At 49.8% G+C, this 26,523-nt stretch carries 25 protein-coding genes; 11 read left to right on the top strand and 14 right to left on the bottom strand.

The genetic code is table 11. The annotated features are described in order from the left end of the window. Positions 1-25: 25 nt before the first annotated feature. The 5 genes from F0L74_RS16410 to F0L74_RS16390 all read right to left on the bottom strand — a co-directional run bounded on the left by F0L74_RS16410 (position 26) and on the right by F0L74_RS16390 (position 4,315). Entirely contained in the window at positions 26-1,195 is a 1,170-nt protein-coding gene (locus tag F0L74_RS16410; RefSeq protein ID WP_213086998.1) for a GNAT family N-acetyltransferase, read from the bottom strand. Then, positions 1,192-2,382 (bottom strand): serine palmitoyltransferase, encoded by a 1,191-nt coding sequence (spt, locus tag F0L74_RS16405; RefSeq protein ID WP_149838992.1) that lies wholly within the window; start codon positions 2,380-2,382, stop codon positions 1,192-1,194. Before spt ends, F0L74_RS16410 begins: the two co-directional genes overlap by 4 nt. Positions 2,383-2,766: 384 nt before the next feature. After that, positions 2,767-3,342: a YceI family protein gene (locus F0L74_RS16400; protein ID WP_149838991.1), complete on the bottom strand. Its 576-nt coding sequence runs from the start codon at positions 3,340-3,342 to the stop codon at positions 2,767-2,769. 51 nt (positions 3,343-3,393) lie between these two features. Further along, positions 3,394-3,993 (bottom strand): TetR/AcrR family transcriptional regulator, encoded by a 600-nt coding sequence (locus tag F0L74_RS16395; RefSeq protein WP_149838990.1) that lies wholly within the window; start codon positions 3,991-3,993, stop codon positions 3,394-3,396. A 127-nt stretch (positions 3,994-4,120) separates the two neighbouring features. Then, positions 4,121-4,315: a hypothetical protein gene (locus F0L74_RS16390; protein WP_149838989.1), complete on the bottom strand. Its 195-nt coding sequence runs from the start codon at positions 4,313-4,315 to the stop codon at positions 4,121-4,123. Between the two features lie 482 nt (positions 4,316-4,797). Between F0L74_RS16390 and F0L74_RS16385 the strand changes: the two genes are divergently transcribed. From F0L74_RS16385 to F0L74_RS16350, 8 genes are all read left to right on the top strand, one after another. Next, positions 4,798-5,397 carry a TetR/AcrR family transcriptional regulator gene (locus F0L74_RS16385; RefSeq protein WP_149838988.1) on the top strand — a complete coding sequence of 200 codons (600 nt, stop codon included), beginning with the start codon at positions 4,798-4,800 and terminating at the stop codon, positions 5,395-5,397. A 560-nt stretch (positions 5,398-5,957) separates the two neighbouring features. Next, entirely contained in the window at positions 5,958-8,465 is a 2,508-nt protein-coding gene (locus F0L74_RS16380; protein ID WP_246197741.1) for a TonB-dependent receptor, read from the top strand. A 28-nt stretch (positions 8,466-8,493) separates the two neighbouring features. After that, positions 8,494-9,657, top strand: a complete 1,164-nt coding sequence (locus tag F0L74_RS16375) for a PepSY-associated TM helix domain-containing protein (RefSeq protein ID WP_149838986.1) — start codon at positions 8,494-8,496, stop codon at positions 9,655-9,657. Next, entirely contained in the window at positions 9,654-10,361 is a 708-nt protein-coding gene (pxpB, locus tag F0L74_RS16370) for a 5-oxoprolinase subunit PxpB (RefSeq protein WP_149838985.1), read from the top strand. Before F0L74_RS16375 ends, pxpB begins: the two co-directional genes overlap by 4 nt. 147 nt (positions 10,362-10,508) lie before the next feature. Next, positions 10,509-11,507, top strand: coding sequence for a 5-oxoprolinase subunit C family protein (locus F0L74_RS16365; protein WP_149838984.1), 999 nt, complete (start codon positions 10,509-10,511; stop codon positions 11,505-11,507). After that, a complete protein-coding gene (locus tag F0L74_RS16360) occupies positions 11,494-12,234 on the top strand; it encodes a 5-oxoprolinase subunit PxpA (RefSeq protein ID WP_149838983.1) in 741 nt (246 codons plus the stop codon). The genes F0L74_RS16365 and F0L74_RS16360 overlap by 14 nt, the downstream gene beginning before the upstream one ends. Continuing rightward, the gene (locus tag F0L74_RS16355; RefSeq protein ID WP_246197740.1) at positions 12,231-13,406 is read left to right on the top strand and encodes an NRAMP family divalent metal transporter; all 1,176 of its coding nucleotides are present in this window, start codon (positions 12,231-12,233) and stop codon (positions 13,404-13,406) included. The genes F0L74_RS16360 and F0L74_RS16355 overlap by 4 nt, the downstream gene beginning before the upstream one ends. A 155-nt stretch (positions 13,407-13,561) precedes the next feature. After that, entirely contained in the window at positions 13,562-14,446 is an 885-nt protein-coding gene (locus F0L74_RS16350) for a DMT family transporter (RefSeq protein ID WP_149838982.1), read from the top strand. A gap of 6 nt (positions 14,447-14,452) precedes the next feature. On the opposite strand, the gene F0L74_RS16345 is transcribed toward F0L74_RS16350, so the two are convergent. Both F0L74_RS16345 and F0L74_RS16340 read right to left on the bottom strand, forming a co-directional pair. Beyond that, positions 14,453-14,851 carry a DoxX family protein gene (locus F0L74_RS16345; protein WP_149838981.1) on the bottom strand — a complete coding sequence of 133 codons (399 nt, stop codon included), beginning with the start codon at positions 14,849-14,851 and terminating at the stop codon, positions 14,453-14,455. Between the two features lie 134 nt (positions 14,852-14,985). After that, on the bottom strand, positions 14,986-17,115 hold the full coding sequence (locus F0L74_RS16340) for an alpha-ketoacid dehydrogenase subunit alpha/beta (RefSeq protein ID WP_246197739.1): 2,130 nt from the start codon (positions 17,113-17,115) through the stop codon (positions 14,986-14,988). A gap of 78 nt (positions 17,116-17,193) precedes the next feature. Between F0L74_RS16340 and F0L74_RS16335 the strand changes: the two genes are divergently transcribed. Continuing rightward, complete coding sequence (locus F0L74_RS16335; protein WP_149838980.1) at positions 17,194-17,628, top strand: MarR family winged helix-turn-helix transcriptional regulator; 435 nt, start codon at positions 17,194-17,196, stop codon at positions 17,626-17,628. A 154-nt stretch (positions 17,629-17,782) separates the two neighbouring features. Here the strand turns inward: F0L74_RS16335 and F0L74_RS16330 are convergent, their stop codons facing one another. From F0L74_RS16330 to F0L74_RS16315, 4 genes are all read right to left on the bottom strand, one after another. Next, the gene (locus F0L74_RS16330) at positions 17,783-18,394 is read right to left on the bottom strand and encodes a fumarylacetoacetate hydrolase family protein (RefSeq protein WP_149838979.1); all 612 of its coding nucleotides are present in this window, start codon (positions 18,392-18,394) and stop codon (positions 17,783-17,785) included. A gap of 47 nt (positions 18,395-18,441) precedes the next feature. Further along, the gene (gene pth, locus F0L74_RS16325; protein WP_149838978.1) at positions 18,442-19,023 is read right to left on the bottom strand and encodes an aminoacyl-tRNA hydrolase; all 582 of its coding nucleotides are present in this window, start codon (positions 19,021-19,023) and stop codon (positions 18,442-18,444) included. Between the two features lie 144 nt (positions 19,024-19,167). Next, positions 19,168-19,758 carry a 50S ribosomal protein L25 gene (locus F0L74_RS16320; protein ID WP_149838977.1) on the bottom strand — a complete coding sequence of 197 codons (591 nt, stop codon included), beginning with the start codon at positions 19,756-19,758 and terminating at the stop codon, positions 19,168-19,170. 36 nt (positions 19,759-19,794) lie between these two features. After that, the gene (locus F0L74_RS16315) at positions 19,795-20,745 is read right to left on the bottom strand and encodes a ribose-phosphate pyrophosphokinase (RefSeq protein ID WP_149838976.1); all 951 of its coding nucleotides are present in this window, start codon (positions 20,743-20,745) and stop codon (positions 19,795-19,797) included. A 222-nt stretch (positions 20,746-20,967) separates the two neighbouring features. On the opposite strand from F0L74_RS16315, the gene radC reads away from it, so the two are divergent. Next, positions 20,968-21,675 carry a RadC family protein gene (gene radC, locus F0L74_RS16310; RefSeq protein ID WP_149838975.1) on the top strand — a complete coding sequence of 236 codons (708 nt, stop codon included), beginning with the start codon at positions 20,968-20,970 and terminating at the stop codon, positions 21,673-21,675. A 105-nt stretch (positions 21,676-21,780) separates the two neighbouring features. Further along, on the top strand, positions 21,781-22,764 hold the full coding sequence (locus F0L74_RS16305; RefSeq protein ID WP_149838974.1) for a Gfo/Idh/MocA family protein: 984 nt from the start codon (positions 21,781-21,783) through the stop codon (positions 22,762-22,764). Positions 22,765-22,870: 106 nt separating this feature from the next. On the opposite strand, the gene F0L74_RS16300 is transcribed toward F0L74_RS16305, so the two are convergent. The 3 genes from F0L74_RS16300 to F0L74_RS16290 all read right to left on the bottom strand — a co-directional run bounded on the left by F0L74_RS16300 (position 22,871) and on the right by F0L74_RS16290 (position 26,509). Further along, the gene (locus F0L74_RS16300) at positions 22,871-23,554 is read right to left on the bottom strand and encodes a 2-C-methyl-D-erythritol 4-phosphate cytidylyltransferase (RefSeq protein WP_149838973.1); all 684 of its coding nucleotides are present in this window, start codon (positions 23,552-23,554) and stop codon (positions 22,871-22,873) included. Positions 23,555-23,614: 60 nt separating this feature from the next. Next, a complete protein-coding gene (queA, locus tag F0L74_RS16295) occupies positions 23,615-24,664 on the bottom strand; it encodes a tRNA preQ1(34) S-adenosylmethionine ribosyltransferase-isomerase QueA (protein WP_149838972.1) in 1,050 nt (349 codons plus the stop codon). Positions 24,665-24,754: 90 nt separating this feature from the next. Then, entirely contained in the window at positions 24,755-26,509 is a 1,755-nt protein-coding gene (locus F0L74_RS16290) for an ABC transporter ATP-binding protein (RefSeq protein WP_149838971.1), read from the bottom strand. Positions 26,510-26,523: the final 14 nt, after the last annotated feature.

The raw sequence follows: 26,523 nt of genomic DNA, 5'->3' as shown, positions 1-26,523 counted from the left end.
CTCCTGATAAACGGATACCCTACCTTCAAATCGCCTTTTCGTATATACGGTACGTCTTATAACGCTCTCCGTTCATATGCTCTATGGGCTTGTTCATCATATCATTGTGCTCCAGTATCCAGCTGGCTTCCGCCCACCGGTAACCTTTCTCACGGCCTTTTTCCATGATCATGCCATAGAAAACACCTTCGATACCCAGTTTACGGTATTCTTCCAGCACACCCAAAACGGCTATGCGCAGCACTTTGATCTTACTTTTTCCCAGCAACAGCTTCAAAAGCCCCGTAGGGAATAACCTGCCTCTTTTTACGTTGATCAGGATCTGGTTCACATCCGGTATACAGATGGTAATACCTATTACCTTACCCTCATGCTCTGCCAGCAGCACAAAATCGGGGTCCACCACCAGCTTCAGGTCATTGGCCATGTAGTCAAACTCCTTATCGTTCATGGGCACAAAGCCCATGTTCTTATCCCAGGCGGCATTATATACACCACGAACCCGCTCGGCTTCCGCCTTGAAGTCCTTCATGTTTATTTTCCGGATGGTGATGTTCCGCTGCGCCAGACGCTCCTTCAGCAGCTGCACCATCCGTTGCGGCTTGTCATTTACATTCTCATCCTTGATCCGGAATGCATACGTATCCACTTTTTTCTGCAATCCCCAGGCGCCTAACAGGTCAATATAATACCGGGGATTGTAAGTCATCATGGCTACCGGCGGCATGTCAAAACCATCTACCAGCAGGGCGCAGGGCTCATTGGTAGAGAAATTCACAGGGCCTATCATCGTTTGCAGCCCTTTTTCCTTTAACCATTTTTCGGCTGTCTGGAACAGGGCGTCTGCTACAGACTGATCGTTGATGCTTTCAAAGAAGCCAAAGAACCCGTCATTCGCATTATTGAATACATTATGATTCTTGTTGTGGATAGCGGCTATCCTGCCCACGATCTTATTATCCCGCCATGCCAGGAAAAGCTGCAGGGTAGAATGGTCATGGAAAGGATGCTTGCCGGGTGTTAGCAGATCGCGCTGCGCAATGAACAGCTCCGGTACATAGTTGGGATCATCTTTATATAGATCATGGGGAAAATCTATGAATTGCCCCAGTTGTTTCTTGGATTGAACGGGCTCTATGCTCACGGCTGCTCCAGATTGCTGCTTACGCTGCTGCACCGGCGATGCGTCCATCATATCTTTTCTTTTACGGTTAAAACGTTCAGTTTCTTAAACGCGCGTTGCATTTTCTCAACCGCCTGGTCTATCTGTTCAAATGTATGGGTGGCCATTAAGGAGAAACGGAGCATGGTAGCGTCTGCAGGAACTGCAGGGGCCACAACGGGGTTTACGAATAAGCCGTTATCCTGGAGCAGGCGCGCCATCATAAAGGTCTTTTCCTGGTCCCTTACATACACCGGTATAATGGGAGAAGCGGTAGGCCCTAATTCGAAGCCTTCTTCTGTGAGTAGTTCTTTGGCATAGTTGGTATTGGCCCAGAGCTTTTCTATATGCTCCGGCTCTGTTTCGATGATATCCAGGGCGGCAGTTACGCTGGCTACGGAAGCAGGCGTCATGCTGGCGCTGAAGATCAGGGAACGGGCGCTGTGTTTCAGGTACTCGATGGTATCCGCATCGCTGGCCAGGAAACCTCCCAGTGAAGCAAATGACTTGCTGAAGGTACCCATGATCACATCCACCTTGTCATTCAAACCAAAGTGTGATGCCGTACCGGCGCCTTTTTCGCCTACCACACCCAGGCCATGCGCGTCATCCACCATAATACCGGTGTTATACTGCTCTGCCAGGGCTACGATCTCCGGCAAACGGGCCAGATCGCCTTCCATGCTGAACACCCCATCCACCACGATCAGTTTGTTCACTTCCGGGGGTAAGCCCTTCAGTTTGGCTTCCAGGTCCTCCATATTGTTATGGCGGTACTTGATCACCTTTGAATAGGATAAACGGCTGCCGTCCAGGATGGAGGCATGGTCATACTCGTCGAGGATCAGGTAGTCGTTACGGCCGGTTAAACAGGACAAGCCACCCAGGTTAGCCTGGAAGCCGGTGCTGAACAGGATCGCCTTTTCCTTACCCACATACCGGGCCAACCGCTCTTCCAGTTCAATATGAAGGTCCAGGGTGCCATTGAGGAACCTCGAGCCGGCGCAGCCGGTGCCATAGGTATCAATCGCTTTTTTGGACGCTTCCTTGATCTTGGGGTGGTTTGTAAGCCCCAGATACGAATTGGAACCAAACATCAGCACCTTTTTCCCATCAATGATCACCTCAGTGTCTTGAGCAGATGATATAGGCCTAAAATATGGGTATATACCTTTTTCCTTGGCAATAACTGCCTCTTTTACAGGTAGCCTCTTGTACATTAATTAATATGCTTGAGCTGTGAAAATCGTACGCGTAATTTGCTTTTGCTTGCCATAAAAGCCTTTAAATCATTCGACTCAAAAACTTTTAATGTCCAAAAATACAATTCTTAAACATTTCTTAACAAAAAATTTTGAAGCTGGTCTTGGTTTAGCATAGGGATGTGATTCACTTTCAATAGGTTAAATATTTTTATAATTATTTTAACTGTGCTCCCGATCATCACATATATATTAATCTTTCCTCGAATGGAAAAATATCCTATCGTTTCCAGAGACAAAAGCTAACAAAGCTGCAAATTAAAAACGAATTACACAAATTGCTATAATACAATCGTGTAATTCGTTCATCGTAGATCTTAATGGAAAAGCCATGCGGCCGTATTAACCTTTTACGAATTCTGTGTTCGCAGTGATGGTTACCTCGTCGCTCAGCATACCGCTGGGGAATTTGGAACCAAAGGCGAAATCAGAACGTTTGATAGTACCGGTAACTTTGAAGCCAGCAGTAGGTTTCTTGCTCATCGGGTTCTCTGTGATACCCCTTAAAGTAGCATCCAGGGTTACGGTTTTGGTAACGCCATGCAGGGTCAGATCACCGGTCACTTTGTACTTTTTCTCGCCTACTTTCTTGAAAGACTTGCTTTTAAAGGTCAGGGTGCTGAATTTAGCCGCGTCAAAGAAATCTTCAGATTTCAGGTGGGCATCCCTTTTTTCGTTGTCAGTGTTCACGCTGTTCGCGTCAGCAGTCAGTTCTACTACAGCATCAGAAAAGTCGTCTTTAGCGCTGGTGATGGTAGATTTAAAGGAGCTGAAGATACCATCTACGTCAGAGATCATCATGTGCGTAACGGTAAAACCTAATTTAGAGTGGTTAGGGTCAGCAGTCCAGGTTGATTGTGCAAAACCCGCTACCGATAAGATAGTGCATACTGCAAAGAGTAAGGCGGTCTTTTTCATTGTTTGTTTGTTTGATTGTTGATTATTTATTGTTTTTAATGAATAAAAGGTTCATGCTTTACATCCTTTGATAAAACCTGAGATCAGGTCCTGCAGGATGAGTTTGTTGAAATCTTCCTTATTGGCCGGCCCTATCATGTTAATGGACACCAGTCCGTGTATCATGGACAGGAAGGCCTGGAACTTCAGGAAATGGTCTATACCCGGATAACCGCAGCGGTGAATGACCTCATCTATAGCGCACTGGATCACGTGCATACAGTCCTCTACCTCCGGTATCTTACGGGCGCTCTCGCAGGTAGGTACCCCCAGGCTGAACATCAGCCGGTAATACTCCCTATGCTGGAAGGCAAAATCCCAGTACCCGGCGCCTACCGCTTCCAGTTGCTGTTCCGGCTCCTGGTACCGTTGCCGGTAAGTAACCAGCTGGTCCCGCAGTAGCTGGAATCCTTTTTTATTGAATTCCGCTATGATAGCGTCTTTATTCTCAAAATGATCATAAACCACGGGCACGCTGTATTCAATGGCGTCTGCTATCTTCCGGATAGACAGGGCCTGCCAGCCTTCCTCATTCACGAGTTTCCAGGCAGCTTCCAGGATGGAAGCCCTTACCTCTTCCTTTTGCCGTTGTTTACGCTCTGTAATACCCATCTTTCTAATTGATCATATGTGCAAATGTGGCCGATGTGCCGCCCGGCGTGTTCACTGTTCTGTTTGACAATTCCGTTCTACATCCAATGTGTCATTTCCACTATCAGTTCACTTTTCAGCCGTTCTTTCATCCCTCCGGTGCCATCTTCTTCACAATCCGTGCTTTTATCCATTCTTCCATCCCGCTCTCATCCATTTTTCCTGCCTTCTCATCCTTCACCCGCCCTTTTGGCCTTCCTGTGTCACATTTCCATTCTTCTATCATCTTCTGCACCATCACTTTCACTATTCCCACTCTCATCCATTCCTCCGGTCTTTTCATCCTTCATCCGCCCTCATAGCCTTCCTGTGTCACATTTCCATTCTTCCATCATCCTCTGCTCCATCTCTGTCGCCATCCCGCTCTCATCCATCGCTCCTGCCTTCTCATCCTTCACCCGCCCTTTTGGCCTTCCTGCGTCACATTTATCCATTCTTCTCTCCTCTTCTGCACCATCCTTCCTTTATCCTTTCCAATCTCCCTACTGTCCAGTTGGCTCGTCCAGTTCCCCTCCGCGGTTCCCTTCCAACCTCTTCCGTCAACACACCCGTCACACTTGCAAATATTCTTTTTTTCCTATCGGCTATTAGAAAACCTAACAGCGTTAGCAAAGGTAAGGGGTAATATTTGTTTCAACAAATATTTCTTATCTTTCAGGTATAAATTTTTCGACCGTTAAAGATTTTCAGTCTGAAAGTCTGTCAAAAATTGGGGCTTATCATTTTTTCTAGCTAGTTTTGAGCAGAACGACTTTTAAACCTACAATGACAACACTGGCGAAAGACGAGGTGATCAAATCCGATATACTGGATGAAGCGGCGAAGCTTTTCCGGCACTATGGGCTACAGAAAACTACCATGGAAGACATTGCCAAGGCGGTAGGTAAGGGAAAAAGCACGCTGTATTACTATTACAAGAATAAAGAAGAGATCTTTGATGCGGTGATCCGGAAGGAAAAGAATGCTATTTTCCGCAATATCCAGGAGGCCGTGAGTAAGGAAGATAGTGCCGTAAAGAAGCTGGAAGCCTTTACCCGCAGCAAAATGCGGGAAATAAGGCGGATGACCACCCTCTACCAGGTGGTGGCTACAGAGGTACGCAATTGCAGTGAACTGGAAATGGGCATCCGTAAGAATTATGACTGTACTGAGGTCGAAATACTGAAAAGCATTCTCCAATACGGGGTTATCACCGGCGAATTTCCCAACTATGATCAGCAGGAACTGGACATCCTGGCCTTTTTACTGGCCAATGCCCAACGCGGCGTAGAAGCAGCACTGATCATGGACAAGAAAATGGATGAGATTGGCGAAAAAATGGATTTCCTGGTTTCTATATTGATGAATGGGATAAAGAAATCCTAAATTTTTTTGCCGCTTCTTCGACTCCAAAACGATAATATTCTACTTTTTTATCAATAAATAATTGCTGTTACAACAGTGTAACAGTTGTAGGTTTAGGCAATAAGCCGGAATATTCCTGTTCCGGCTTTTTTATTTTTTGGGAGCGTTAGATCCATTTCGGGAGGTCTCTGTAAACTTATTTCAGGACTAGACCCACTTATAGATAACCGGTATATAACCCGTATCTGACCCGTATATAACCCGTATATAAGCCGTCCCTTTATAGATACGGGTTATCTACCAGTTAACTACTGGTCAGTTAGCGCTTAACTACGTGTTGTCTATCTGTAGCTAACGTCAAATGATCCACTTGCGGAAGTAAATCACTGTAAATCAATAGTTTGCATAATGCCTGCCCGCAGCCCCCACCGCCACTCCTGTAATTTTCCCTTTTGCGTAAATCGATTTCCCGATTGGCGTACTAACAAACTAATATCCCGGTGTTTCTTTGCGCTCGCAAAACACACGCAAAAACACAAGCGCAACAGTTGAACATGCCAATTTCTACTAACCGGAGCATTTTGACAGCATTATTCATCTTACTGTCATTCAATGCATTAGCACAGAACAGCATCAAAGGAACAGTGAAAGACCTGAACAGCAGTCCTTTAGAGAAAGTAAGCGTAACGCTGATCAACAAGCAGCGCAGCGCCGCCACTGATTCCAACGGGGAATTCAGCTTTACAGACCTACCGGCCGGAAAATATACCGTCCGCTTTTCCCATACCGGCTTCGAAGCCGATCAAAAGACCATTACCCTGGCACAGGGCGAATCCCGTGTAATAGACATCGTAATGGTCCCCTCTACAGAACAGCTGCAGACCGTGGAGATCACCGGCCGTAAGGAATCCGGGTATAAAAACACGGCGTCCTTCATAGGCAGCAAAACAGCTACCGCCCTTAAAGACGTGCCACAGGCCATCTCCTACGTGACCAAAGAGCTCATGCAGGACCAGTCTGCCGTACGCGTAGGCGATGTAGTGAAGAACTTTAGCGGCGTGAACCAGTTCACCTTCTATGATGACCTCACCATCCGCGGTTTCCGTATCAACGGTGGCAGCACCACACAGCTGCTGAACGGTATGCGTACCTTTACCGGCTTCTGGAAACAGCCTATGGTTAACTACCTCGAAAGGGTGGAAGTGATCAAAGGCCCCGCCTCTGCCTTGTTTGGCAATGCCTCCCCCGGCGGTACCGTTAACAGGGTTACTAAAAAGCCCCTGGAAGAAGACCGCAAATCACTGAGCTTTACCGTGGGTAGCTTTAATACCACCCGCGCGCTGGCAGATTTTACCGGCCCGCTCAACAAAGACAAGACCATCCTGTACCGCCTCAACATCGGTTACGAGAATGCGCAGTCTTTCCGGGTGCTGCAGTTCGACAAAAACATTGTAATAGCGCCTTCCATCTCGTTCCTGCCTACGCCTAAAACCAGGTTGAACTTTGATGCGGTGTATAATAAATCCAACAGCCGCCTGGACCGTGGACAGTCTGTATTCGCCGGTAAGACCGAAGAAGCGCTGTACACCACGCCCATTTCACAGGCGTTGAACGCGGTGAACGATCACCTGGATGAAGAGAACTATACCGTTATGGCCTCCCTCACCCACCAGTTCACCAGCAAACTGGCTTTCAACCTCTCTTACCTGCGTACCGGTTACCTGCAGGACCTGGTAGAGAACCGCAGCGCTAATGCTTATGCGGTAGACTCCCTGGGCAATACCATCAACTCCCTGGTAGGCAGACAGGCCTTTATCCGTCAGTCCAAACAATTCAGCGATAACGTATCCGCTTATTTCACCTACGAGGCGCATACCGGCAAACTGGAGCACAAACTGCTGCTGGGCTATGACTATGCGCAAAGCACCCTGCCAAAAGGATCTGATCAGTCAACCGCCAGCGGTTACCTGAAAAAAGACGGTACTACCGGCGCTTATAACAAGAATAAGCCCGGCGACTATGTGATGATGAACTACACGGTAACAGATAAAAACGGCAAACCGCTCCAGGGCGCCGCCGGTAAGGACTCTATTATCCGTATCCCCAAACCTAACGTGCCTTCCTACGACCTGATCAAAAGGAACAACAACCTGGAAGACATGACCAAGTACATTTTTGCTACCGGCGTTATCAACAGCGCTACGCAACCGGTGTTTGGCGGGTTAAGCGGCGTGTACGCACAGGACCAGATCAAACTGGGCGCTTTACAGGTATTACTGGGCGTACGTTATGAAGTGTACACGGATAAAGCCGCCTATCAAACGGATAGCCAGCACATTGTAAGGCAGCATAAATTCCTGCCCCGTGTAGGTCTGGTATATAGCGTTAACAATCATATCAATGTTTACGGCGTATACACCCAGGGCTACAACCCACAGGATCCGGCTATACAGTCTGATCCCCTGGCCGGTGGCCCCTTTGCGCCTATAGAAAGCAACCTGGTAGAAGGCGGTCTTAAAACAGAATGGCTGGGTGGCAGGCTTACTGCAAACCTGGCGGTATACCAGATCCACCAGACAGGTACCCTGTACCAGGATTCCAAAAGCGATTACCTGGGCGCGTATGTGCAGATAGGTAAAGAGCGGGCCCGCGGCGTGGAACTGGATGTAACCGGTCAGATCGCTCCTCATTGGGATGTGATCGTTACCTATGCTTACAATGACGCACAACTCCAGGATGTAGGTAAAGCAGACTCCGCATGGCTGGGCAAACAAAAGCCCAATGCGCCCAAACAACAGGGTAGCCTTTGGACTAAATACACAATTCCTGCTGGTCCCCTCAGTGGATTTGGCATAGGCGCAGGCGGCAACTTTGTGACCCGCAGGAACCTGAGCCTGGATCCCAGCGTGACCATCCCTGGTTTTGTACTGTTCAACGCGGCCTTGTATTATAAAGTAAACAGGGTACAGATCCAGTTCAACCTGAACAACCTGGCCAACAAAACATATTGGGTGGGCGGGTATGATTACCTCCGCCTCTTCCCCGGTGCTCCCCGTAACTGGCAGACCACCATTTCGTATACTTTTTAATGATAACGAACGCACTTAAAATATTTCAGTGAAAAAGATCATCGACTGGTTACATCTATGGTTGGGGATCGCCTCCGGACTGGTAGTGCTGATAGTAGCTGCCACCGGTAGTCTGCTGGTATTTGAGGACGAGCTGGAGCCTATGCTTCACCCCTCTTTCTACTATGTGCAGGCACCTGAAGGCGAAAAAGCCCTATCCATGGATGTACTGGCCGGTGTAGTAAAAGACCGGTACCCCGGTTATAAACTGCGGGAGATCAATATAGAGCAGGAGGCTAACCGCAGCCTTATCGTACTGGTAGACAAAGGAAAGGATGATATACTGGCCGTGGCCGTGAACCAATATACCGGCCAGGTCATAAAAGCGGTAAATGAACAGCGCCGCTTTTTCTATGTGGTACTGCAGCTGCACCGCTACCTGTGTATGGGCAAGGTGGGTAAAGTGATCACCAGCATTTCCTGCACCATTTTTCTGATACTGGTAATAACAGGGCTGGTGCTCTGGTGGCCCAAGCGTAATACCCGCAAACAGCGCATACGCGTAAAATGGAATGCCTCCTGGAAAAGGCTTAACTGGGATCTGCATGCGGTACTGGGTTTTTATGTACATATCGTGATCTTTGTAATTGCCCTGATGGGCCTTACCTGGAGCTATGAATGGGTGAACAACCTCATCTACCTTACGCTGGATGGCAAACCATATAAAAAAATAACCGCTCCCAAAGTAGAACCGGCAAAAGCCAAACATACCGCTTACCTGGACCGGATCCTGGCCAGCACCGATAGCGCCCTTACCTACCACGGCCCCATCAAGATCCGTTTTGCGGAAAAAAAGGGAGAGGCCATCACCGTTAACCGCAAGAACAAGGATGCCGCCATTGACAATACTATTAGTTTTATGTACTTCCAGCCCGGCACCGGCGCGCTGGTAAAAACCCGCCTGTATGAAAACGAGAGCCGGGGCTTTAAAGCACGCCGCCTGGTCTACCCCATCCACACCGGCAGCCTGTTAGGCTGGCCTACCAAGATCATTGCGCTGATAGCTGCCCTGACCGCTACTACCCTGCCCGTTACCGGCTTTTGCGTATGGCTGAACCGCAAAAAGAAGAAAAAACCTGCCAGGGCTAAAAAGCCCGCACTGAATGAAGTCCTCCTGGCGAAAGATTCCGTATCTTTCCCTGCAGGGATATGAATAATCATTTTAGTATTACTCCGCTGGGCGATAGCGCCATCATCATTGAATGGGAACAACAGATAAACCCCGCTGTGAATGCGCAGGTAATGCAAGCCTATCACCGTTTACAGGCACTATCACTCCCCTATATTACAGACCTGGTGCCCGCTTACGCCTCCCTTTCTGTATTATATGATCCGCTGCTCATCCGCAGCCGGGTAAAACGCCCTGCCCGCGCATGGATCACCGGCGAAGTGATCAAAGCCCTGCAGCATGGCGCAGATGTTGTCATGGAACCTGCCCGCAGCCTGGAGATACCGGTCTGTTATCATGCCTCCCTTGGGCTGGACATTACAGAGATGGCCCGGCAAAAAGGCATTACGGAGCAGGAGATCATTGCCTTACATACCTCACAGACCTATACGGTATACATGTTGGGCTTTTTACCGGGCTTCCCCTACCTGGGTAAGGTAGATGGGCTGCTGGCCACACCCCGGTTAAAACAGCCAAGAACCCAGGTACCCGCCGGCAGCGTGGGTATTGCCGGGGAACAGACCGGCATTTATCCCATGGCATCTCCGGGCGGATGGAACCTGATCGGGCAAACGCCCTTGCGGATGTTCGATCCCTCGCAAGAAGATCCCAGCTATTGCCGGCCGGGAGACCAGGTAAAGTTTAAAGCCATCACCCTGGATGCCTTTAATAAAATGATCAATAACTGATCCCAGGACAACAAGTATATATTGCCACCCGTTTTTAATGATATATAAAACCTGTTAATGCGGACAGTATCAATCACGCAGCGGTACAATTGAAAATTAGACATATAATTGCGGACAGCATGACCACTTCCAACAATTCCTGATCATATGCTACGTGTTTTACAACCCGGCCTGCTGGATACCGTGCAGGATGCAGGACGGCCTGGCTATCAGCACCTGGGCATTAACCCCGGCGGGGTAATGGACCGTGTAGCCCTGAGCGTAGCCAATAGCCTGGTGGGCAACGAACTTACAGAAGCTGTGCTGGAGCTGCATTTTCCGGCAACCGCCTTCCTGTTTGAGGACTATGCCATGATCGCTATTTCCGGGGCCGATCTTGGGCCTATGATAAATGACCAGCCCGTGCCCATAAACAAGCCCCTGCTGGTGTCCCGGCAGGCCGTATTGCGCTTTACCCGGCCGGTAAGTGGCGCCTGCTGCTACCTGGCTATCCGTCATGGCCTGGCATTAACGCCCTGGTTAGGCAGCAATAGCACCAACCTCAAAGCCAATGCCGGCGGTTTTATGGGCCGGTCCTTACACAAGAATGATGTATTGCCTTTCCGCCAGTCCGTTCCCTACAACGTAATACTGAAAAAGCAAGAACTGGATGAATTACCCTGGACGGCGGATATGTATGGTTTATACGGCCCCGCTGACAGGCTGCGCATCACCACCGGCAGCGCCTTTGCTACGCTGGACAGCCATTCGCAACAGCTGCTTACCGGCAGCGCCTTCTCTATTGCCCCGCAAAGCGATCGTATGGGCTTCCGCCTGGCGGGCCCCCATCTGAAAAGAACAGAACACCAGGAGCCGCTTTCTGCCGGCGTTACCCGCGGTACCATACAATTACTGCCCAACGGGCAGCTCATCATCCTGATGGCAGACCACCAGACCACCGGCGGTTATCCCCGGGTAGCCCATGTGATCACGGCAGACCAGCCCGCGCTATCCCAGCTGAGGCCCCGTGATGACCTGCGCTTCAGCATCCTATCCCAGGAAGCCGCGGAAGATGAGTTATGGCAGCAGGAACAACGTTTGCTCTTTCTGCAAAATGCCTGTAAATTACGGTTAGAAGAATGGCTCTCTCATTATGGCTTACATTGATCTGAACTGTGATATGGGCGAAGGCCTGGATACCGACGCCGCCATCATGCCCTATATCAGCAGCGCCAATATTGCCTGCGGTTATCATGCCGGTGATATGGATACCATGCGTTATACCGCTACCCTGGCCGTACAACACCAGGTAGCTATAGGCGCCCACCCCGGTTTTGCAGATAAACAAAATTTTGGCAGAACGGAACAGCACCTGGAAGATAATGCCCTGTACGACCTGGTGACCCGCCAGCTGCACACGCTGCAGGAGGTATGCCGTTCCCTGCAAACGCCCCTGCGGCATGTAAAACCGCATGGCGCTTTATACAATATGGCTGCCAAAGACCTGCCTATGGCCCGCGTAATTGCTAAAGCCATTGCCGATGTAGATAAAAGCCTGTGCCTGTTTGGGCTTAGCAACAGCCGGCTGCTGGAGGCCGGTCAGGAAGCAGGATTGACCACCGCCAGCGAAGTGTTTGCAGACAGGACCTACCAGGACGATGGCGCCCTTACTCCCCGCAGCCATCAACATGCATTAATAGACAATGAAGCACAGGCAATACAACAAGTGCTGCAGATGGTGACCCGGCAACAGGTCACTACCGTAAACGGCCGTATGATACCTATTACGGCCGGCACTATCTGCATTCATGGCGATGGCGCGCATGCTGTTGCTTTTGCCCGTGCGGTACATACCGCTTTACAACATCACCATTTAACTATCCGGCGCCCTTGAACAAACAACGATCCTCCGCCCTGCTGGGCGCTGCTTTCCTGATGGCCACTTCCGCCATTGGTCCGGGATTCTTAACGCAAACCACCGTTTTCACGCAACAGCTCACTGCCTCCTTTGGCTTTGTGATACTGGTATCCGTGCTGCTGGATATAGGCGCGCAGCTTAATATCTGGCGTGTTCTTACCGTGACGGAATACCACGCCCAGGACCTGGCCAATGCGCTGGCGCCTGGCCTGGGTTATATGCTGGCCGCGCTGGTGGTGCTTGGCGGCCTGGCATTTAACATTGGTAATATTGCCGGCTGCGGCCTGGGCATCCAGGCGCTAAGCGGAATGGACACCATATATGGCGCACTACTGAGCTGCGGTATTGCCCTCTTTATCTTCTGGCTTAAGGAAGCCGGTAAGGCACTGGATCATTTTGCGCGCTGGCTGGGTATCCTGATGGTGCTGCTTACCATGTATGTGGCCATCAGCTCCCATCCGCCGGTAGTATCCGCCCTGCAACAAAGTATATGGCCTGCTGTTATTGATACCAAAACGATCGTAACGCTGGTAGGCGGCACCGTGGGCGGGTATATCAGCTTTGCAGGCGCACACCGCCTGTTGGATGCGGGCATTAGCGGGCCCGGTAACATCAGGGAAGTAAATAAAAGCGCGGTAAGCGGTATTATCATTACAGGTATTATGCGCGTGCTGTTATTCCTGGCGGCGTTAGGGGTAGTTACACAAGGCGCGGTGCTGGATAGCGGCAACCCGCCGGCTGCCGTATTCCGTTTTGCCGCCGGCGAGATAGGTTACCGTTTCTTTGGGATGGTCATGTGGAGCGCAGCTATCACTTCTGTAGTAGGCGCAGCTTATACCTCTGTTTCCTTTCTGAAAACATTCCATCCTTTTATAGCAAAACAGGAGCGTTGGTTTATCTCCTTCGTTATTGTTTTTTCCACTGCCGTCTTTATAGTAGTAGGAGAGCCGGTACGCCTGCTTATTATGGCGGGCGCGCTCAATGGCCTTATACTACCGGTAGCCCTGGCCGTGATATTGATTGCCAGCAGCCGCAAACGGCTTACCGGTGCATATAAGCATCCCTTATGGATGCAGGTAGCCGGATGGCTGGTAGTGATCATTATGAGCTGGTTATGCGCGGTTACTATCAGAAACTGGCTGATATAATCACGGAGCGCTGGTCCGGGGCTATGGGTGGCTCCAACATCCCTGCAATCTGCATAGCGGCAACGCTTCGCCACGCTGCCACTTGTGGGCAGTCTGCTTTCAATAACCAGGGAACACCCAATTCGTAACTGATAATTCGTAATTTAACGCCCCTTATGCGTCAACTATTTGCCGGGTTACTTTTTGCAGCATTATGGGCGTCTGCTGCGGTAGCCACTAAATTCGGCATACATACTACGGATCCCCTGTTACTGGCTAATATACGCTTCGTGCTGGCCGGCAGCCTTATGCTGGGTTATGCCTATGTGCTCCGGAGGGATAAACAATACCGTGTGCCTAAAGGCGCTGAGTGGCGGCACCTGCTTATCTTTTCCTTGTTAAATACTACTATCTACCTGGGCTGTTTTGTGTTGTCTATGAAACAGGTGTCTGCCGGCATTGGCAGCCTCTCTACGGCTACCAGCCCCTTGTTTATTATGCTTATTTCCGCGGTGTGGTTAAAAAGAAAACTACGCTGGTATGAAATTACCGGGGTGATATTGGGCCTGGTGGGCGTTGGCCTGGCTACCTATCCTTTACTGCAGGATAGTCATGCTACCTTAGGCGGTTTAGCCATCCTGCTCAGTGGTATGGTATCCGTATCTGTTGCCACAGTGTATTATAGCCGTGTGGAATGGCAACTGCCCAATATCGTGATCAATGGGTGGCAGGTATTGCTGGGTGGGTTGCTGTTATTGCCGTTTACCCTGCTGGCGGCTGATTTTAAACACTCTCATTTTACCCTCGTATTCTGGGGGGCGGTGTTCTGGCTGATCATACCAGTATCCACCATTGCTTTGCAGCTTTGGTTCTACCTGGTAAAACTGGACGCTGTAAAAGCTTCTTTCTGGATCTTCCTGTGCCCTATTTTCGGGTTCATATACTCCTTCCTGTTATTGAACGAGCCTATTACGGCGTATACCTTTGCCGGCACCGCCCTGGTGATTGGTGGATTGTACCTGGCGCAGCGGGAAAAGTTCAGTAAGCAAGGCAAATCATAATGCAGGTTACCGCTTCCTTGCCAGATTCTCATCCACACTCAATGGCCCTGCGCCAAAATAAGCAATGATCAATGCGCCGCCCAGCATAGACATATTCTTCATGAACATGGCCATATTCATCTGCGCCTGCATTGGATCGCTCATGTTCCAGAAGGCATGCATCCAGAAAGACACCGGTATCAGGAAAATAACGATCAGCCAGGCGCCCAGCCGGGCCTTATAGCCAAACATAATGCTAAGCGAGCCTATAAAGGCAATAATGCCGGAAAACGGCACCAGGAACGAGGGAGCAGGCACTCCCTGGGAAGCCGCATACCCTGTCATTTGCGGGGAAAAATGCCCGATCAGGGTGTTCAAGAAGATCAGTGAAAACAGGATGCGGCCCAGTAATACAACAAATTTCATGGCAAAGTTTTTTGGTTAATTATTCGCTCATTGAAGTTGTCATCTTTCTAACGGCCATCATGGATGGTAAAGGATCACACTGTCAGTATACAAGGCAGCTGCAGGACAGCTACATTCTTCCCCCTCATATACAATCAATACGCCAGTATATCCCGGATAGCTGCTTCCACCTTTTCCGGCGTAGGCAGCATAGCGCTTTCCAGCGCCAGGTTAATGGGTACAGCCGGCAGGTCCAGGGCGCCCATCGTATATACGGGGGCATCGAGCTTACGGAAGCACTGCTGCTGTATACGCGCCGCCAGGGCTTGTGCAAAGGAGTTATTCAACTGCTCTTCCGTTAGTACCAGGCACTTGCCGTGCCGGCTCACCGTTTCAAATACCAGGGCCTCATCCAGCGGGTACAACGTGCGCAGGTCTATGATCTCCACATTGCCGGGGAATGCCTTAGCGGCTGCCAGCGCCCAGTAAACGCCCATACCATAGGTAATGATACAAAGGCTGTTGCCCAGCTGTACATCTTTGGGATGGGCATGCTGCACCACCCTGCCCTTGCCCAGTGGCAATACATAGTCCTTATCCGGTTCTATGGTCATGGCCTCCTGGGTGCCTGGCACTTTGCTCCAGTACAGCCCTTTATGTTCCAGCATCACAACCGGGTTGGGATCCAGGAAAGCGGCTTTCATCAAACCTTTCATATCGGCCCCGTTGGAAGGGTATACCACTTTAATGCCCTTAATGGTAAGCAGCGTGCTTTCTACGCTGCCGGAGTGATAAGGGCCACCGCCGCCGTAAGCGCCTATCGGCACACGGATCAGGGTCTGTACCGGGTATTTGCCGGCGCTCAGGTAGCAGGATTTGGAGATCTCCGTTACCAGCTGGTTAAAACCTGGATAGATATAATCTGCAAACTGTACTTCTACTATGGGTTTTACGCCTACGGCAGAAAGACCGGCTGTAGCGCCTATGATATAAGCTTCCTGTATAGCAGTGTTATAAACGCGGTGATCGCCAAACTTCTCCGCCAGGGTAGCCGCTTCGCGGAATACGCCGCCCAGGCGGCGGCCCACATCCTGCCCGTAAAAGATGGCTTCCGGGTATTGCTGTAAGATCTCTTCTACGGCATGCAACGCGGCATCTACCATTACTACCTTGCTGCCATTGGCCGGGCTGCGCTGTCCTTTTTCTTCCGTTACGGCTGCGGGGGCAAATACATGGTCCCGTACTGTTTGCGGATCTGGCGCCGGCGCATCTGTGGCTATCTCAAATGCGGCTGCCACGCTCAGTTTGGTTTCCGTCTCTATGGCTGTAATGGTGGTCTCGCGTACGCCTTTATCCAGCAGCAGCTGCCGTAAGGCCGGCAGCGGGTCCCGCCGGGAATGGGCGGCCAGGTCTTCTTCTGTCCGGTACCACTCCTTACGCACGCCGGAGGTATGATGACCCAGCAAAGGTACATGGGCCTGTACCAGGATGGGTTTCCTTTCCGTACGCACAAAATGGATGGCTGCCTGCATGGCCTGGTAACTTTTCTCAAAATCACTGCCATCCACCCGCATACGTTCCATTCCTTTAAAACCGGCGGCATACTCGTAAGCGTCCATGGCCCGGGTTTCTGCACCAGTGGCAGAGATGCCCCAGTCGTTATCCTGTACCAGGTAAATAACCGGCAGCTGCCATAACACGGCGCATTGCCATGCCTCGCTTACTTCCCCTTCCGTTACACTGCCATCGCCCAGGGAGCATAACACTACCGGCAGCTCGCCTTCCGGCCCTTTGTTTAACAGGCCGGGCTCACTGGTCTCCAGGTAGCGGATCCCCTGCCCCATACCAGTAGAAGGGATCACCTGCATACCGGTGGCGCTGCTTTGATGCGGGATCTGTGGCCGGTCATCGCGCCGGCTGCTGGGATGGCAGTAATAGGAGCGGCCGGCAGAAAACGGATCATCCGCCTTGGCCAGTAACTGCAGCATCAGCTCTTCCGGGCTAAAGCCCATGGCCAGCATCAGGCTGTCATCCCGGTAATACGGGCTTACGTAATCCCATGGCTGTAATTGAAGACCGGCGGCAATCTGGATGGCCTCATGGCCGGCGGAAGTGGAGTGTACGTATTTGCATATGTTCCGGTTAGCGTCGTAAGTGGCGGCCATCTGGCGGGCTAAACACATGAACCGGTACGCTTTCAATAATAATGCATCCTTGTTGGCGGGGCGTTCCTGTCCTGTAATGGTGGTTTTTAAAGTTGGAACGCTTGTATTATCTTTAAACACGTAAAATTGTTTTGGTGTGAGCTATTCCAGATAAATAATAGTTGCTACTACAACTATTGCTACTGCAAATTACAAAATATGCCTGATACTTATGTCAGCAATCCATCTTTTTTCAAGCTGGATGCTACCCTTAAAAAGATCCGTAACTACTGGCAAAAGAATTTTGATGCCCATCAGAAAGATATCACGGTGGATCAGTGGCTGCTACTGGAAAACCTGCACAAGCATAAGAAGATCACCCATAACGAGCTGGCCCGTCTTACCTCTAAAGACATCACTACTGTATCCCGTATAATAGAGTTAATGGTAAAAAAGGAGCTGGTACAACGGGAGAGCGCCGTTAGCGACCGGCGTAAGGTATTTCTGCAGCTCACCGCGTCCGGTATGGAGAAGTACCGGGATGTAAGGCCCCTGGTGCTGGAGATGCGTAAGACCGGCTGGAAGGATCTTACAGAAAGGGATTACCTGGAGTTAACGAGGATCCTGGATGTTATTTATCATAATATACCCTGATTGATGTGCTGATATGCGGATGTGTAGATGTGCAGATGAAAATGCAGCGGACGATTAAATCTATCTCCATTATACGCTACCAGATCAATAGCGCAAGGCGCTTGTGCGGTGGCCATCATTAGCACATCCGCACATTTGCACATCCGCACATCGGCTATTTCACCATAAACTCCAGCAGGCTATCGTTCTCAATAAACGCTTCCAGACTGTCGCCTATTTCCACGGGGCCTACGCCTACCGGGGTGCCGGTAAAAATAAGATCCCCTATGTTAAGGGTAAAGAACTTTGATATATAGGCCAGCAGAAAATCGAAAGTGAAGATCAGGTCTTTGGTATTGCCTTGCTGCACGATCTCTTTATTCTTGTACAGGCAGAAATTAATATCCTTTTTATCTGTTTCCGGCGTAAGCGGTATAAATTTCCCCACTACGGCAGAGTTATCAAATGATTTGGCGATCTCCCAGGGTAATCCTTTGGCTTTTTGCTTATCCTGCAGGTCCCGGGCGGTAAAATCAATACCTACTGATATTTCGTTGTAATATTTATCGGCGAATTTCTCCTGGATATGTTTACCATTCTTGCATACGCGCAGCACCAGCTCGCACTCATAATGCAGGTTATCTGTAAAATCAGGATAGTAGAATGGATGATTATTCTGCAATAATGCGTTTTTGGGCTTCATGAATAATACCGGTTCCGTTGGCACCTCGTTTTTCAGTTCCTTGGCATGTTCGGCATAGTTTCTTCCAACGCAAATAATCTTCATAATGCGCATTTTTAAAGGTTAAATAAAATGGCCCCTTTTCTGCAAAGTTAGCTGGCAGAAGGGAAAGTCAAATTATTATAATTATTCATTGTTCTGGGCAACCCTATGGCGGCAATACTCTCTATGATCTCCACAGATTTATCTATCTTCTGCTGCACCACGGGGCCCTCCTTTTCTGTCCACCTACCCAGCACATACTCCACCTGCCGGCCTTTGGGGAAATTATTTCCTATACCAAACCGCAGGCGTGGGTATTGATTGGTACCCAACAGCTCCTGTATACTCTTGAGCCCGTTATGCCCGGCATCACTGCCACCCGGGCGAAGCCGCAGCACCTCCAGGGGCAATGCCAGTTCGTCCATCACCACCAGCAGGTTCTCCAGCGGCACTTTCTCCTTATCTACCCAATACTTTACGGCTTTACCGCTGAGGTTCATATAGGTAGTAGGTTTTATTACTACAAAAACCTTTCCCTTCCATTTGCATTCCGCCACATCTGCTAGCCGGTCGCTCTTAAATGTGCCGCCATGTTTGGCTGCAAATGCATCCGCTACGTCAAAGCCTATATTATGACGGGTATGCCTGTATTCTTCACCTATATTGCCTAAACCGGCTATTAAGTATTTCATTGGGTTGCTAAATCATCATCAAAAATAGAAATTAAATCCGCATAACATCCTATGGCCTGCCCATACGGGTGTATGATACTAAAAAAAATCCCCGGTCGCCTGTTACCGGGACCGGGGATTCTATAAAAATATCTGCAGATGCGATTATTTCTTCTTAGCGTCTTTTTCAGCGCTTGCTTCGTCCTGGCGTAACTGACGAGTCATTACAACAGAAGCAACGGGGATACGGGGAGAGTTCAGTACTTCTACGTTCTCCACCTTTACATCTTCCACGCGGATGTTCTCATTCAGGTCCAGGTTGTCGATGTTCACTTCAATGTTCTCACGCAGGTCTTTAGGCAGGGCTTTAACTTTCAGCGCTTTCATTTTCACTACCAGTTTACCACCAGCTTTTACGCCAACGGACTGACCTACCATTTTCAACGGCAGGGTAGCTACTACTTTTTTGTCTTCCACCAGCTCCAGGAAGTCGATATGTGCCAGTTCATCAGTCACCACATCAAACTGCTTGTCTTTCTGGATGCACCGGTAAACTTTACCGCCTAGTTTAATTTCCGCGATCTGGAAATCCGGTGTATACACCAGTTCCTGGAAGGCTTTAACCGGAGCTGAGAAGCTCACTGTTTCGGCACCCCCGTAAATAACGCAAGGCACTTGCTCCTCAGAACGAAGTTGGCGGGTGGCTTTTTTGCCGAATTCGCTCCTGAGTTGTCCTTCGATGGTTATTGTTTTCATTTGTTAAACATTTATTTAAAATGATAAAATACTTAGTTACATCCCCCTGCGCTGGCTATGTACAAACAGGCTGGTAATAGACTTGTTCTCGTACATGTTACGGATAGCCACCGCAAAAAGCTCTGCTACGCTGATCACCTTTATCTTGGAACACTCCCCTTTTAAAGGCATGGTATCACATACCACCAGTTCGCTTAATATAGACTTTTCAATATTCTCATATGCCTTACCGCTCAATACCGGGTGTGTACAGAAGGCCCGTACGCTCCTGGCTCCCTTCTCCATCAACAGGTTGGCCGCCTTGGTAAGGGTGCCCGCCGTGTCAATGATATCGTCTATCAACACAATGTCCTTATCTGTCACATCCCCTATCACCACCATGGAGGCTATCTCATTAGCGCGTTTACGGTGTTTATCACATATCACCATTTCCGCATTGAAATAAGATGCTACCTCCCTTACCCTGTTAGTGCTACCCACATCAGGGGACGCAAAGGTAAGGTTTTCCAGCTTCAGATTCTCTATATACGGGATGAAAATTGCCGAGCTGTCCAGGTGATCCACGGGGATATCAAAGAACCCCTGGATCTGGGGCGCATGTAAATCCATGGTTATCACCCTGTTAGCGCCTGCAGAGGTAAGCAGGTTGGCTACCAGTTTGGAAGCAATGGCCACCCTGGGCTTATCCTTCCTGTCCTGGCGGGCAAAGCCAAAATAAGGGATAACGGCGGTAATATACCCGGCCGATGCCCTTTTGGCGGCATCTATCATCAGCAGCAGCTCCATAAGGTTATCCGCCGGAGCATTGGTGCTTTGGATCAGGAAAACATAGTCCCCCCGTATACTTTCCATGTATACCGGCTGGAACTCGCCATCGCTGAATTGCTGGATCTGTAACTTACCAAGACCATTGCCATATCTCTTGGCAATTTTTTCGGCTAATGCGGGGTTGCTGTTGCCCGTAAAGATTTTTACTGATGGTTGCATGACTATGGGAAAGAGGTGCAAAACTATAACTTTTGGGGGGATCTGCCCTATTTTTTTTCCGGACAGGGCCATAAGAAACACTTTTGCACTTTTGGGCATAAGTAAAAACACCAGTACCAGGCGTTTCAGCGGCTGTATCCCCGTAAATGCCGGTGCGGATTGTGGAGTAAAAAATTTTTTTTGCCGGAGAGGAAGGGCTAATTTTAGTTAAACGCTTGAAGGATGCACATTAATGTTAACCTGCCGCACAATTCCATCAGAAATTGGTCCCCAGATGATCAACCAAGAGAAAAATTAATGTACAAAGGCGCCGCTACCCTCAGCGATGCAGAGTTATTGGCTATCCTGCTCAATAATGGTTCCAGGCACAAATCCGCCCTCACGCTGGCCCGTGAGATCTTAGCAACCGCCCACAATAATCTTGGAGAGCTGGGTAAGCTAAACATATGGCAGCTTAAAAAACTGCGTGGCATAGGCAATGCCAAAGCCGTTGCCGTTGTAGCCGCCATGGAGCTGGCCCGCCGCAGGCAGGCCGGTTACATGCGCCAAAAGAAAGTGATCCGCCATGCCATAGATGCCGCCCTGTTCTTTAAACCCCTGCTCGCAGATTACCAGCAGGAAGCCTTTTATGTGCTGTTCCTTAACCATGCCTCCAGGGTATTACATTACCGCTGCATCAGCACCGGAGGCATGTGCGCCACCATCGTAGATCCCAAACTCATCTTCCGCGAAGCCCTCGAAATAGGCGCCTCCCGCCTGCTGCTTTGCCATAATCACCCCTCCGGCAATCTCACCCCCAGTTTTGCAGATATCGGGCTTACCCACAAATTAAAAGAAGCCGGCAAACTCTTCGATATCACCATCATGGATCACATCATTGTTTCAGAAGCCGGCTACTATAGCATGGCAGAAGAAGGTAAAATCCAATAAAGTATGGATGCAGTAATACATAGCTAAACTTTTGGATATAATAATTCCCATTTTCCTTACATTCGCAGATATTTCGTTCAAATCTGTATTATTTACTCACCTGGTATGCTGAAAATTGGAATTTTTGGTGTTGGACATTTGGGCAAGATTCATCTTTCCCAGCTCATGACGATGAAAGATGTAGAAGTGGTAGGATTCTATGATCCCAGCAACGCTAACGCGGCCAGCGTGGCAGAGCAATACCAGCTTCCCCGGTTCACGATCGCGGAAGAGCTCATACAGGCCGTAGACGCCATCGATATCGTAGCGCCCACCACCCTTCACTTCAAACTCTGCGAAATAGCCCTGCGTAACGGCAAACATATTTTTGTAGAGAAACCCATGACCAATACCATGGAAGAAGCTAAAACACTGGTAAAGCTGGTGGAAGAGGCCAATATAAAATTCCAGGTGGGGCATGTGGAACGGTTTAACCCGGCTTTCCTGGCACTGAAAGGTTATGACCTGAAGCCCATGTTCATAGAGGTGCACCGCCTGGCGGAGTTTAACCCGCGGGGCACAGATGTAAGCGTGATACTGGATCTTATGATCCACGATATAGATATAGTGCTCAGCATTGTACAGTCCACCATCAGCCGCATATCTGCCAGCGGCGTGGCTGTAATGAGCGATACGCCGGATATTGCCAATGTACGTATAGAATTCCACAACGGCTGTGTAGCTAATCTTACCAGCAGCCGTATCTCTCTCAAAAAAATGCGCAAAATGCGCCTGTTCCAGAAAGATGCTTACATAGGCATCGATTTCCTGGATAAGAAAACAGAGATCATCAAGCTGAAAACACCGGCAGATGAAGGGCTTTTTACGCTGGATATTGATACCAATTCCGGCAAAAAGACCATCGCGATCGATAACCCGGAAGTAAAACAATCCAATGCCATCCGTATGGAACTGGAGCTGTTCCGCGACAGCATATTGGAAAATAAACCGGTAGCCGTAAATGTGATAGATGGATTACAGGCCCTGGAAGTGGCCCATCAGATATTGCAGAAGATCAGCAAGAACCAGCCTGCCGCTGACGCCTCCTGATGCATATTATAGTCTTATCGGGAAGCAGCCTGTGGCGCTTTAGCATATGTCATGAATCAATTTGCCGTCTTCTAAAAAGACGCCAGCAGTAAACACGCCAGCTCCCTCATTCCCCTCCTTTTGCCAGCAATGCATGCGCAATCACCAGGTCCAGCGGACGGGTGATCTTAATATTACGCTCCTCTCCCTGCACCAGGTGTATGCGGTGCCCCATCCGTTCCACTACCGTGGCTTCGTCCGTAAATAAAGGATCATAAGGCAGCTCAAAGGCCGGCAGCAACTGTTCTGATAAAAAGGTCTGGGGGGTTTGTATAATACGGAACTGCTCCCGGTTCCTGGCGGCATTGCCTTCACCGTTCACCTCACGCACACTGTCCTTCATGTCTGTTACCGGTATGGCATTACCATGCAGCAGGGTTTGCTCATAACAATGGCGGATCAACGATATGGTCAATAAAGGCCGTACCCCGTCATGTACAAATACCACCGATCCGTCCTGTACCTGCTGCAGGCCATTCTTTACAGAATGGAAGCGGGTTTCGCCGCCTTGCACCAGCGTAACGGGCGGGGGCGTATCAAAACAGGCCAGCACCTGGCGGGCAGGCTCAAAATGGGCCTCCGGCACTACCAGTACTACCTGCATATCCGGATAAGCGGCCACAAAAGCGCTGATGGTGTGATACAATACCGGTTTGCCCGCCAGCTCCAGGAACTGTTTGGGCATTGTGCCGCCCATCCTGGTACCGGAGCCACCGGCAACGATGATGGCTATTTTACTGCGTTGTTCCATGCGGTCCAAAAATAAAAAAGTCCCACCGTAGTGAGACTTTTTTTAGCTGATAAATATGGTTTATAAGATCAGCATGGCATCGCCATAGCTGAAGAAACGGTACTTTTCCTTGATAGCCTGCTGGTAGGCTTCCATGATCAGATCATAACCGGCAAACGCGCATACCATGATCAGGAGGCTGGTCTTGGGCAGGTGGAAATTGGTCACCAGCGCATTGGGAATGGAGAAATCATAAGGCGGGTGGATAAAAGTATTTGTCCATCCTTCTGCTGCCTTTAAATGATTCTGTGCGGTAACGGAAGATTCTACGGCCCTTACGGTAGTGGTACCAATGGCGCAGATCTTACGGTTCTCGTCCTTTGCCTTATTTACGATCTTAACGGCATATTCCTCTATATGGAAATACTCAGCATCCATTTTATGTTTGCTCAGATCTTCTACCTCAATAGGCCTGAAAGTGCCTAAACCGGTGTGCAGCGTTACTTCTGCAAACTTGATCCCCTTTATCTCCAGGCGTTTGATCAGCTCGCGGCTAAAGTGTAAACCTGCGGTGGGAGCAGCTACCGCACCTTCGTACTTAGCGTACACGGTCTGATAACGTTCCTTGTCCTCATCTTCCGGCTTACGTTTAATGTACTTGGGCAAAGGTGTTTCACCCAGCGTATCCAGCACAGCCTTGAACTCATCATCATTGCCTTCGAACAAAAAGCGGATGGTACGTCCCCTGGAGGTAGTATTATCAATTACTTCCGCTACCAGTGATTCGTCGTCTCCAAAATACAGCTTGTTACCTACCCTGATCTTACGGGCAGGGTCCACGATCACATCCCACAAACGGTTCTGCTTGTTCAGTTCACGCAGCAGGAATACCTCGATCTTAGCGCCTGTTTTCTCTTTACGGCCGTATAAGCGGGCAGGGAATACCTTGGTATTGTTCACCACCATTACGTCCTTGTCATTGAAATAGCCGATAATGTCCCTGAAAACTTTATGCTCTATTTTGCCGGTGGCACGGTTTACCACCATTAAACGGGCCTCGTCTCTTGATTTGGAAGGGTGCTGCGCGATCAGATTTAAAGGAAGATCGAACTTGAATTGCGATAATTTCATATTACGGTATGAATGAATTTAAAGGTTGCAAAGGTATTGATAACTTATAAGTCTACAAAAAAAACATTCTCGTTCCTGGAAAACAATAACTTATGAATAAATATTTTTAGGAATGGCGGCAATTAGCTGCTGGGTATACGCACTTTTGGGGTGATCGTACACCTCTCCTGCCGGACCGGTTTCCGCTATCCGGCCCTTATTCATCACCATCATACGGTCGCTCATAAACCGTACTACAGAGAGGTCGTGGGAAATAAAGATATAAGTGAAACCATACTCCTCCCGCAGCTTTATCAGCAGGTTCAGCACCTGCGCCTGTATGCTTACATCCAGCGCGGCTACTGATTCATCGCAGATAATGAACGAGGGGTGCAGGGCCAATGCCCTTGCTATCACGATCCGTTGCCGCTGCCCGCCGGAAAACTCATGTGGATAGCGGTAAAAATGCTCCGGACGCAGGTTCACTTTTCCCAGTAATTCTATTGCCTTCTCTTTCCGGCCCCGTTCATCACCATACAAACCGTGTACCAGCATAGGCTCAATAATAGCCTGGCCCACGGTAAGCCGTGGGTTCAGGGAGGAATAGGGATCCTGAAAAATGATCTGCATATCTTTCCGCAGCTCCCGGAGGTCCGATGCGCCCATGCTATTGAGCTCCTTTCCTTTATAAACAATACTGCCGCCAGTTGGTTCTACCAGCCGCAATAATGTTCTGCCCAGGGTGGTCTTGCCACAGCCGGATTCGCCCACCAACCCCATCGTTTCCCCTTGTCTCACGGTAAAGCTTACCCCATCTACCGCTTTTACCCAGTCCTGCACTTTACCAAACAGGCTGCGCCTGGCAGGGAACCAGGTTTGCAGGTTATGCACTTCCAACAAAGGGGCGCTTTGTTGCAGCTGTTGCTCCCTGGCAGCCAGCTGTGGCGCGGGGGCTACCAGGCTGTTGACCAGCTCCTTCACGGCATATGGTTTTTCCCGGATCTGGCCGGCGGCGTCTGTTTCCATAAAATCAGCCGTTACCGGCAGACGGTACAGCTGTTTATCCAGCGGCGGCCGGCAAGCCAGCAGGCCCCTGGTATAAGGGTGCGTTGGGTGACGGAAGATCTCCTGTATCGGTCCCTGCTCCACTATGCCGCCTTTATACATTACGGCCACCTGGTCCGCTATTTCAGCGATCACGCCCAGGTCGTGCGTAATAAATACCACGCTCATGCCTGTTTGCTGTTGCAATTCCTTCAGCAGCTCCAGTATAGCTTTCTGTACGGTTACATCCAGTGCGGTGGTGGGCTCGTCTGCTATCAGCAGCTGCGGCTGGCAGCTAATGGCCATGGCGATCATTACCCGCTGCTTTTGTCCGCCCGACAGCTCATGGGGATAGCGGCGCAGCAATTGCTCCGGGTTGGGCAGTTTTACCTGGCGGAATAAGTGAATGGTTTGTTCCCGGGCGGCTGCGCGGGAGACGTTTTTATGCAGGCGGATGGCTTCTGCTACCTGTACGCCACAGGTAAGTAAGGGATTCAGGGAGGTCATAGGCTCCTGGAAGATCATGGCCAGCTCATTTCCGCGCCGGGCACGCATCGCTTCAGGAGAAAGGGCCAGGAGGTCTACCGGCGCGTGTCCGGGGGCATGATACAGGATACGGCCGCTGGCGATCCTGCCGGGCGCCTGCACCAGGCGCATCAGGGAAAGGGCGGTAACGGATTTACCAGAGCCGGACTCCCCTACTATACCCAGGATGCCGCCCCGCGGTATATCCAGGGAGATATTGTTCACTGCCTTGATTGCTTCCTGCTCTACAGCAAAAGTAACGGTAAGGTCTTGAATGGAAACCAGGGTATCCGGCATGCAGAATACAAGAT

It is taken from the genome of Chitinophaga agrisoli, from assembly GCF_008386695.1.
GTDB lineage: Bacteria > Bacteroidota > Bacteroidia > Chitinophagales > Chitinophagaceae > Chitinophaga > Chitinophaga agrisoli.
Note: the sequence above shows the minus strand (reverse complement) of the source record. Positions and strands in the feature narration are given on the sequence as shown.

Bases quoted from the DNA above. Each gene is read 5' to 3' on its own strand.
- F0L74_RS16410 (WP_213086998.1), bottom strand. From the start codon at position 1,195: ATGATGGACGCATCGCCGGTGCAGCAGCGTAAGCAGCAATCTGGAGCA.
- spt (WP_149838992.1), bottom strand. From the start codon at position 2,382: ATGTACAAGAGGCTACCTGTAAAAGAGGCAGTTATTGCCAAGGAAAAA.
- F0L74_RS16400 (WP_149838991.1), bottom strand. From the start codon at position 3,342: ATGAAAAAGACCGCCTTACTCTTTGCAGTATGCACTATCTTATCGGTA.
- F0L74_RS16395 (WP_149838990.1), bottom strand. From the start codon at position 3,993: ATGGGTATTACAGAGCGTAAACAACGGCAAAAGGAAGAGGTAAGGGCT.
- F0L74_RS16390 (WP_149838989.1), bottom strand. From the start codon at position 4,315: ATGAAAAGACCGGAGGAATGGATGAGAGTGGGAATAGTGAAAGTGATG.
- F0L74_RS16385 (WP_149838988.1), top strand. From the start codon at position 4,798: ATGACAACACTGGCGAAAGACGAGGTGATCAAATCCGATATACTGGAT.
- pxpB (WP_149838985.1), top strand. From the start codon at position 9,654: ATGAATAATCATTTTAGTATTACTCCGCTGGGCGATAGCGCCATCATC.
- F0L74_RS16365 (WP_149838984.1), top strand. From the start codon at position 10,509: ATGCTACGTGTTTTACAACCCGGCCTGCTGGATACCGTGCAGGATGCA.
- F0L74_RS16360 (WP_149838983.1), top strand. From the start codon at position 11,494: ATGGCTTACATTGATCTGAACTGTGATATGGGCGAAGGCCTGGATACC.
- F0L74_RS16350 (WP_149838982.1), top strand. From the start codon at position 13,562: ATGCGTCAACTATTTGCCGGGTTACTTTTTGCAGCATTATGGGCGTCT.
- F0L74_RS16345 (WP_149838981.1), bottom strand. From the start codon at position 14,851: ATGAAATTTGTTGTATTACTGGGCCGCATCCTGTTTTCACTGATCTTC.
- F0L74_RS16335 (WP_149838980.1), top strand. From the start codon at position 17,194: ATGCCTGATACTTATGTCAGCAATCCATCTTTTTTCAAGCTGGATGCT.
- F0L74_RS16330 (WP_149838979.1), bottom strand. From the start codon at position 18,394: ATGAAGATTATTTGCGTTGGAAGAAACTATGCCGAACATGCCAAGGAA.
- pth (WP_149838978.1), bottom strand. From the start codon at position 19,023: ATGAAATACTTAATAGCCGGTTTAGGCAATATAGGTGAAGAATACAGG.
- F0L74_RS16320 (WP_149838977.1), bottom strand. From the start codon at position 19,758: ATGAAAACAATAACCATCGAAGGACAACTCAGGAGCGAATTCGGCAAA.
- F0L74_RS16315 (WP_149838976.1), bottom strand. From the start codon at position 20,745: ATGCAACCATCAGTAAAAATCTTTACGGGCAACAGCAACCCCGCATTA.
- radC (WP_149838975.1), top strand. From the start codon at position 20,968: ATGCACATTAATGTTAACCTGCCGCACAATTCCATCAGAAATTGGTCC.
- F0L74_RS16305 (WP_149838974.1), top strand. From the start codon at position 21,781: ATGCTGAAAATTGGAATTTTTGGTGTTGGACATTTGGGCAAGATTCAT.
- F0L74_RS16300 (WP_149838973.1), bottom strand. From the start codon at position 23,554: ATGGAACAACGCAGTAAAATAGCCATCATCGTTGCCGGTGGCTCCGGT.
- queA (WP_149838972.1), bottom strand. From the start codon at position 24,664: ATGAAATTATCGCAATTCAAGTTCGATCTTCCTTTAAATCTGATCGCG.
- F0L74_RS16290 (WP_149838971.1), bottom strand. From the start codon at position 26,509: ATGCCGGATACCCTGGTTTCCATTCAAGACCTTACCGTTACTTTTGCT.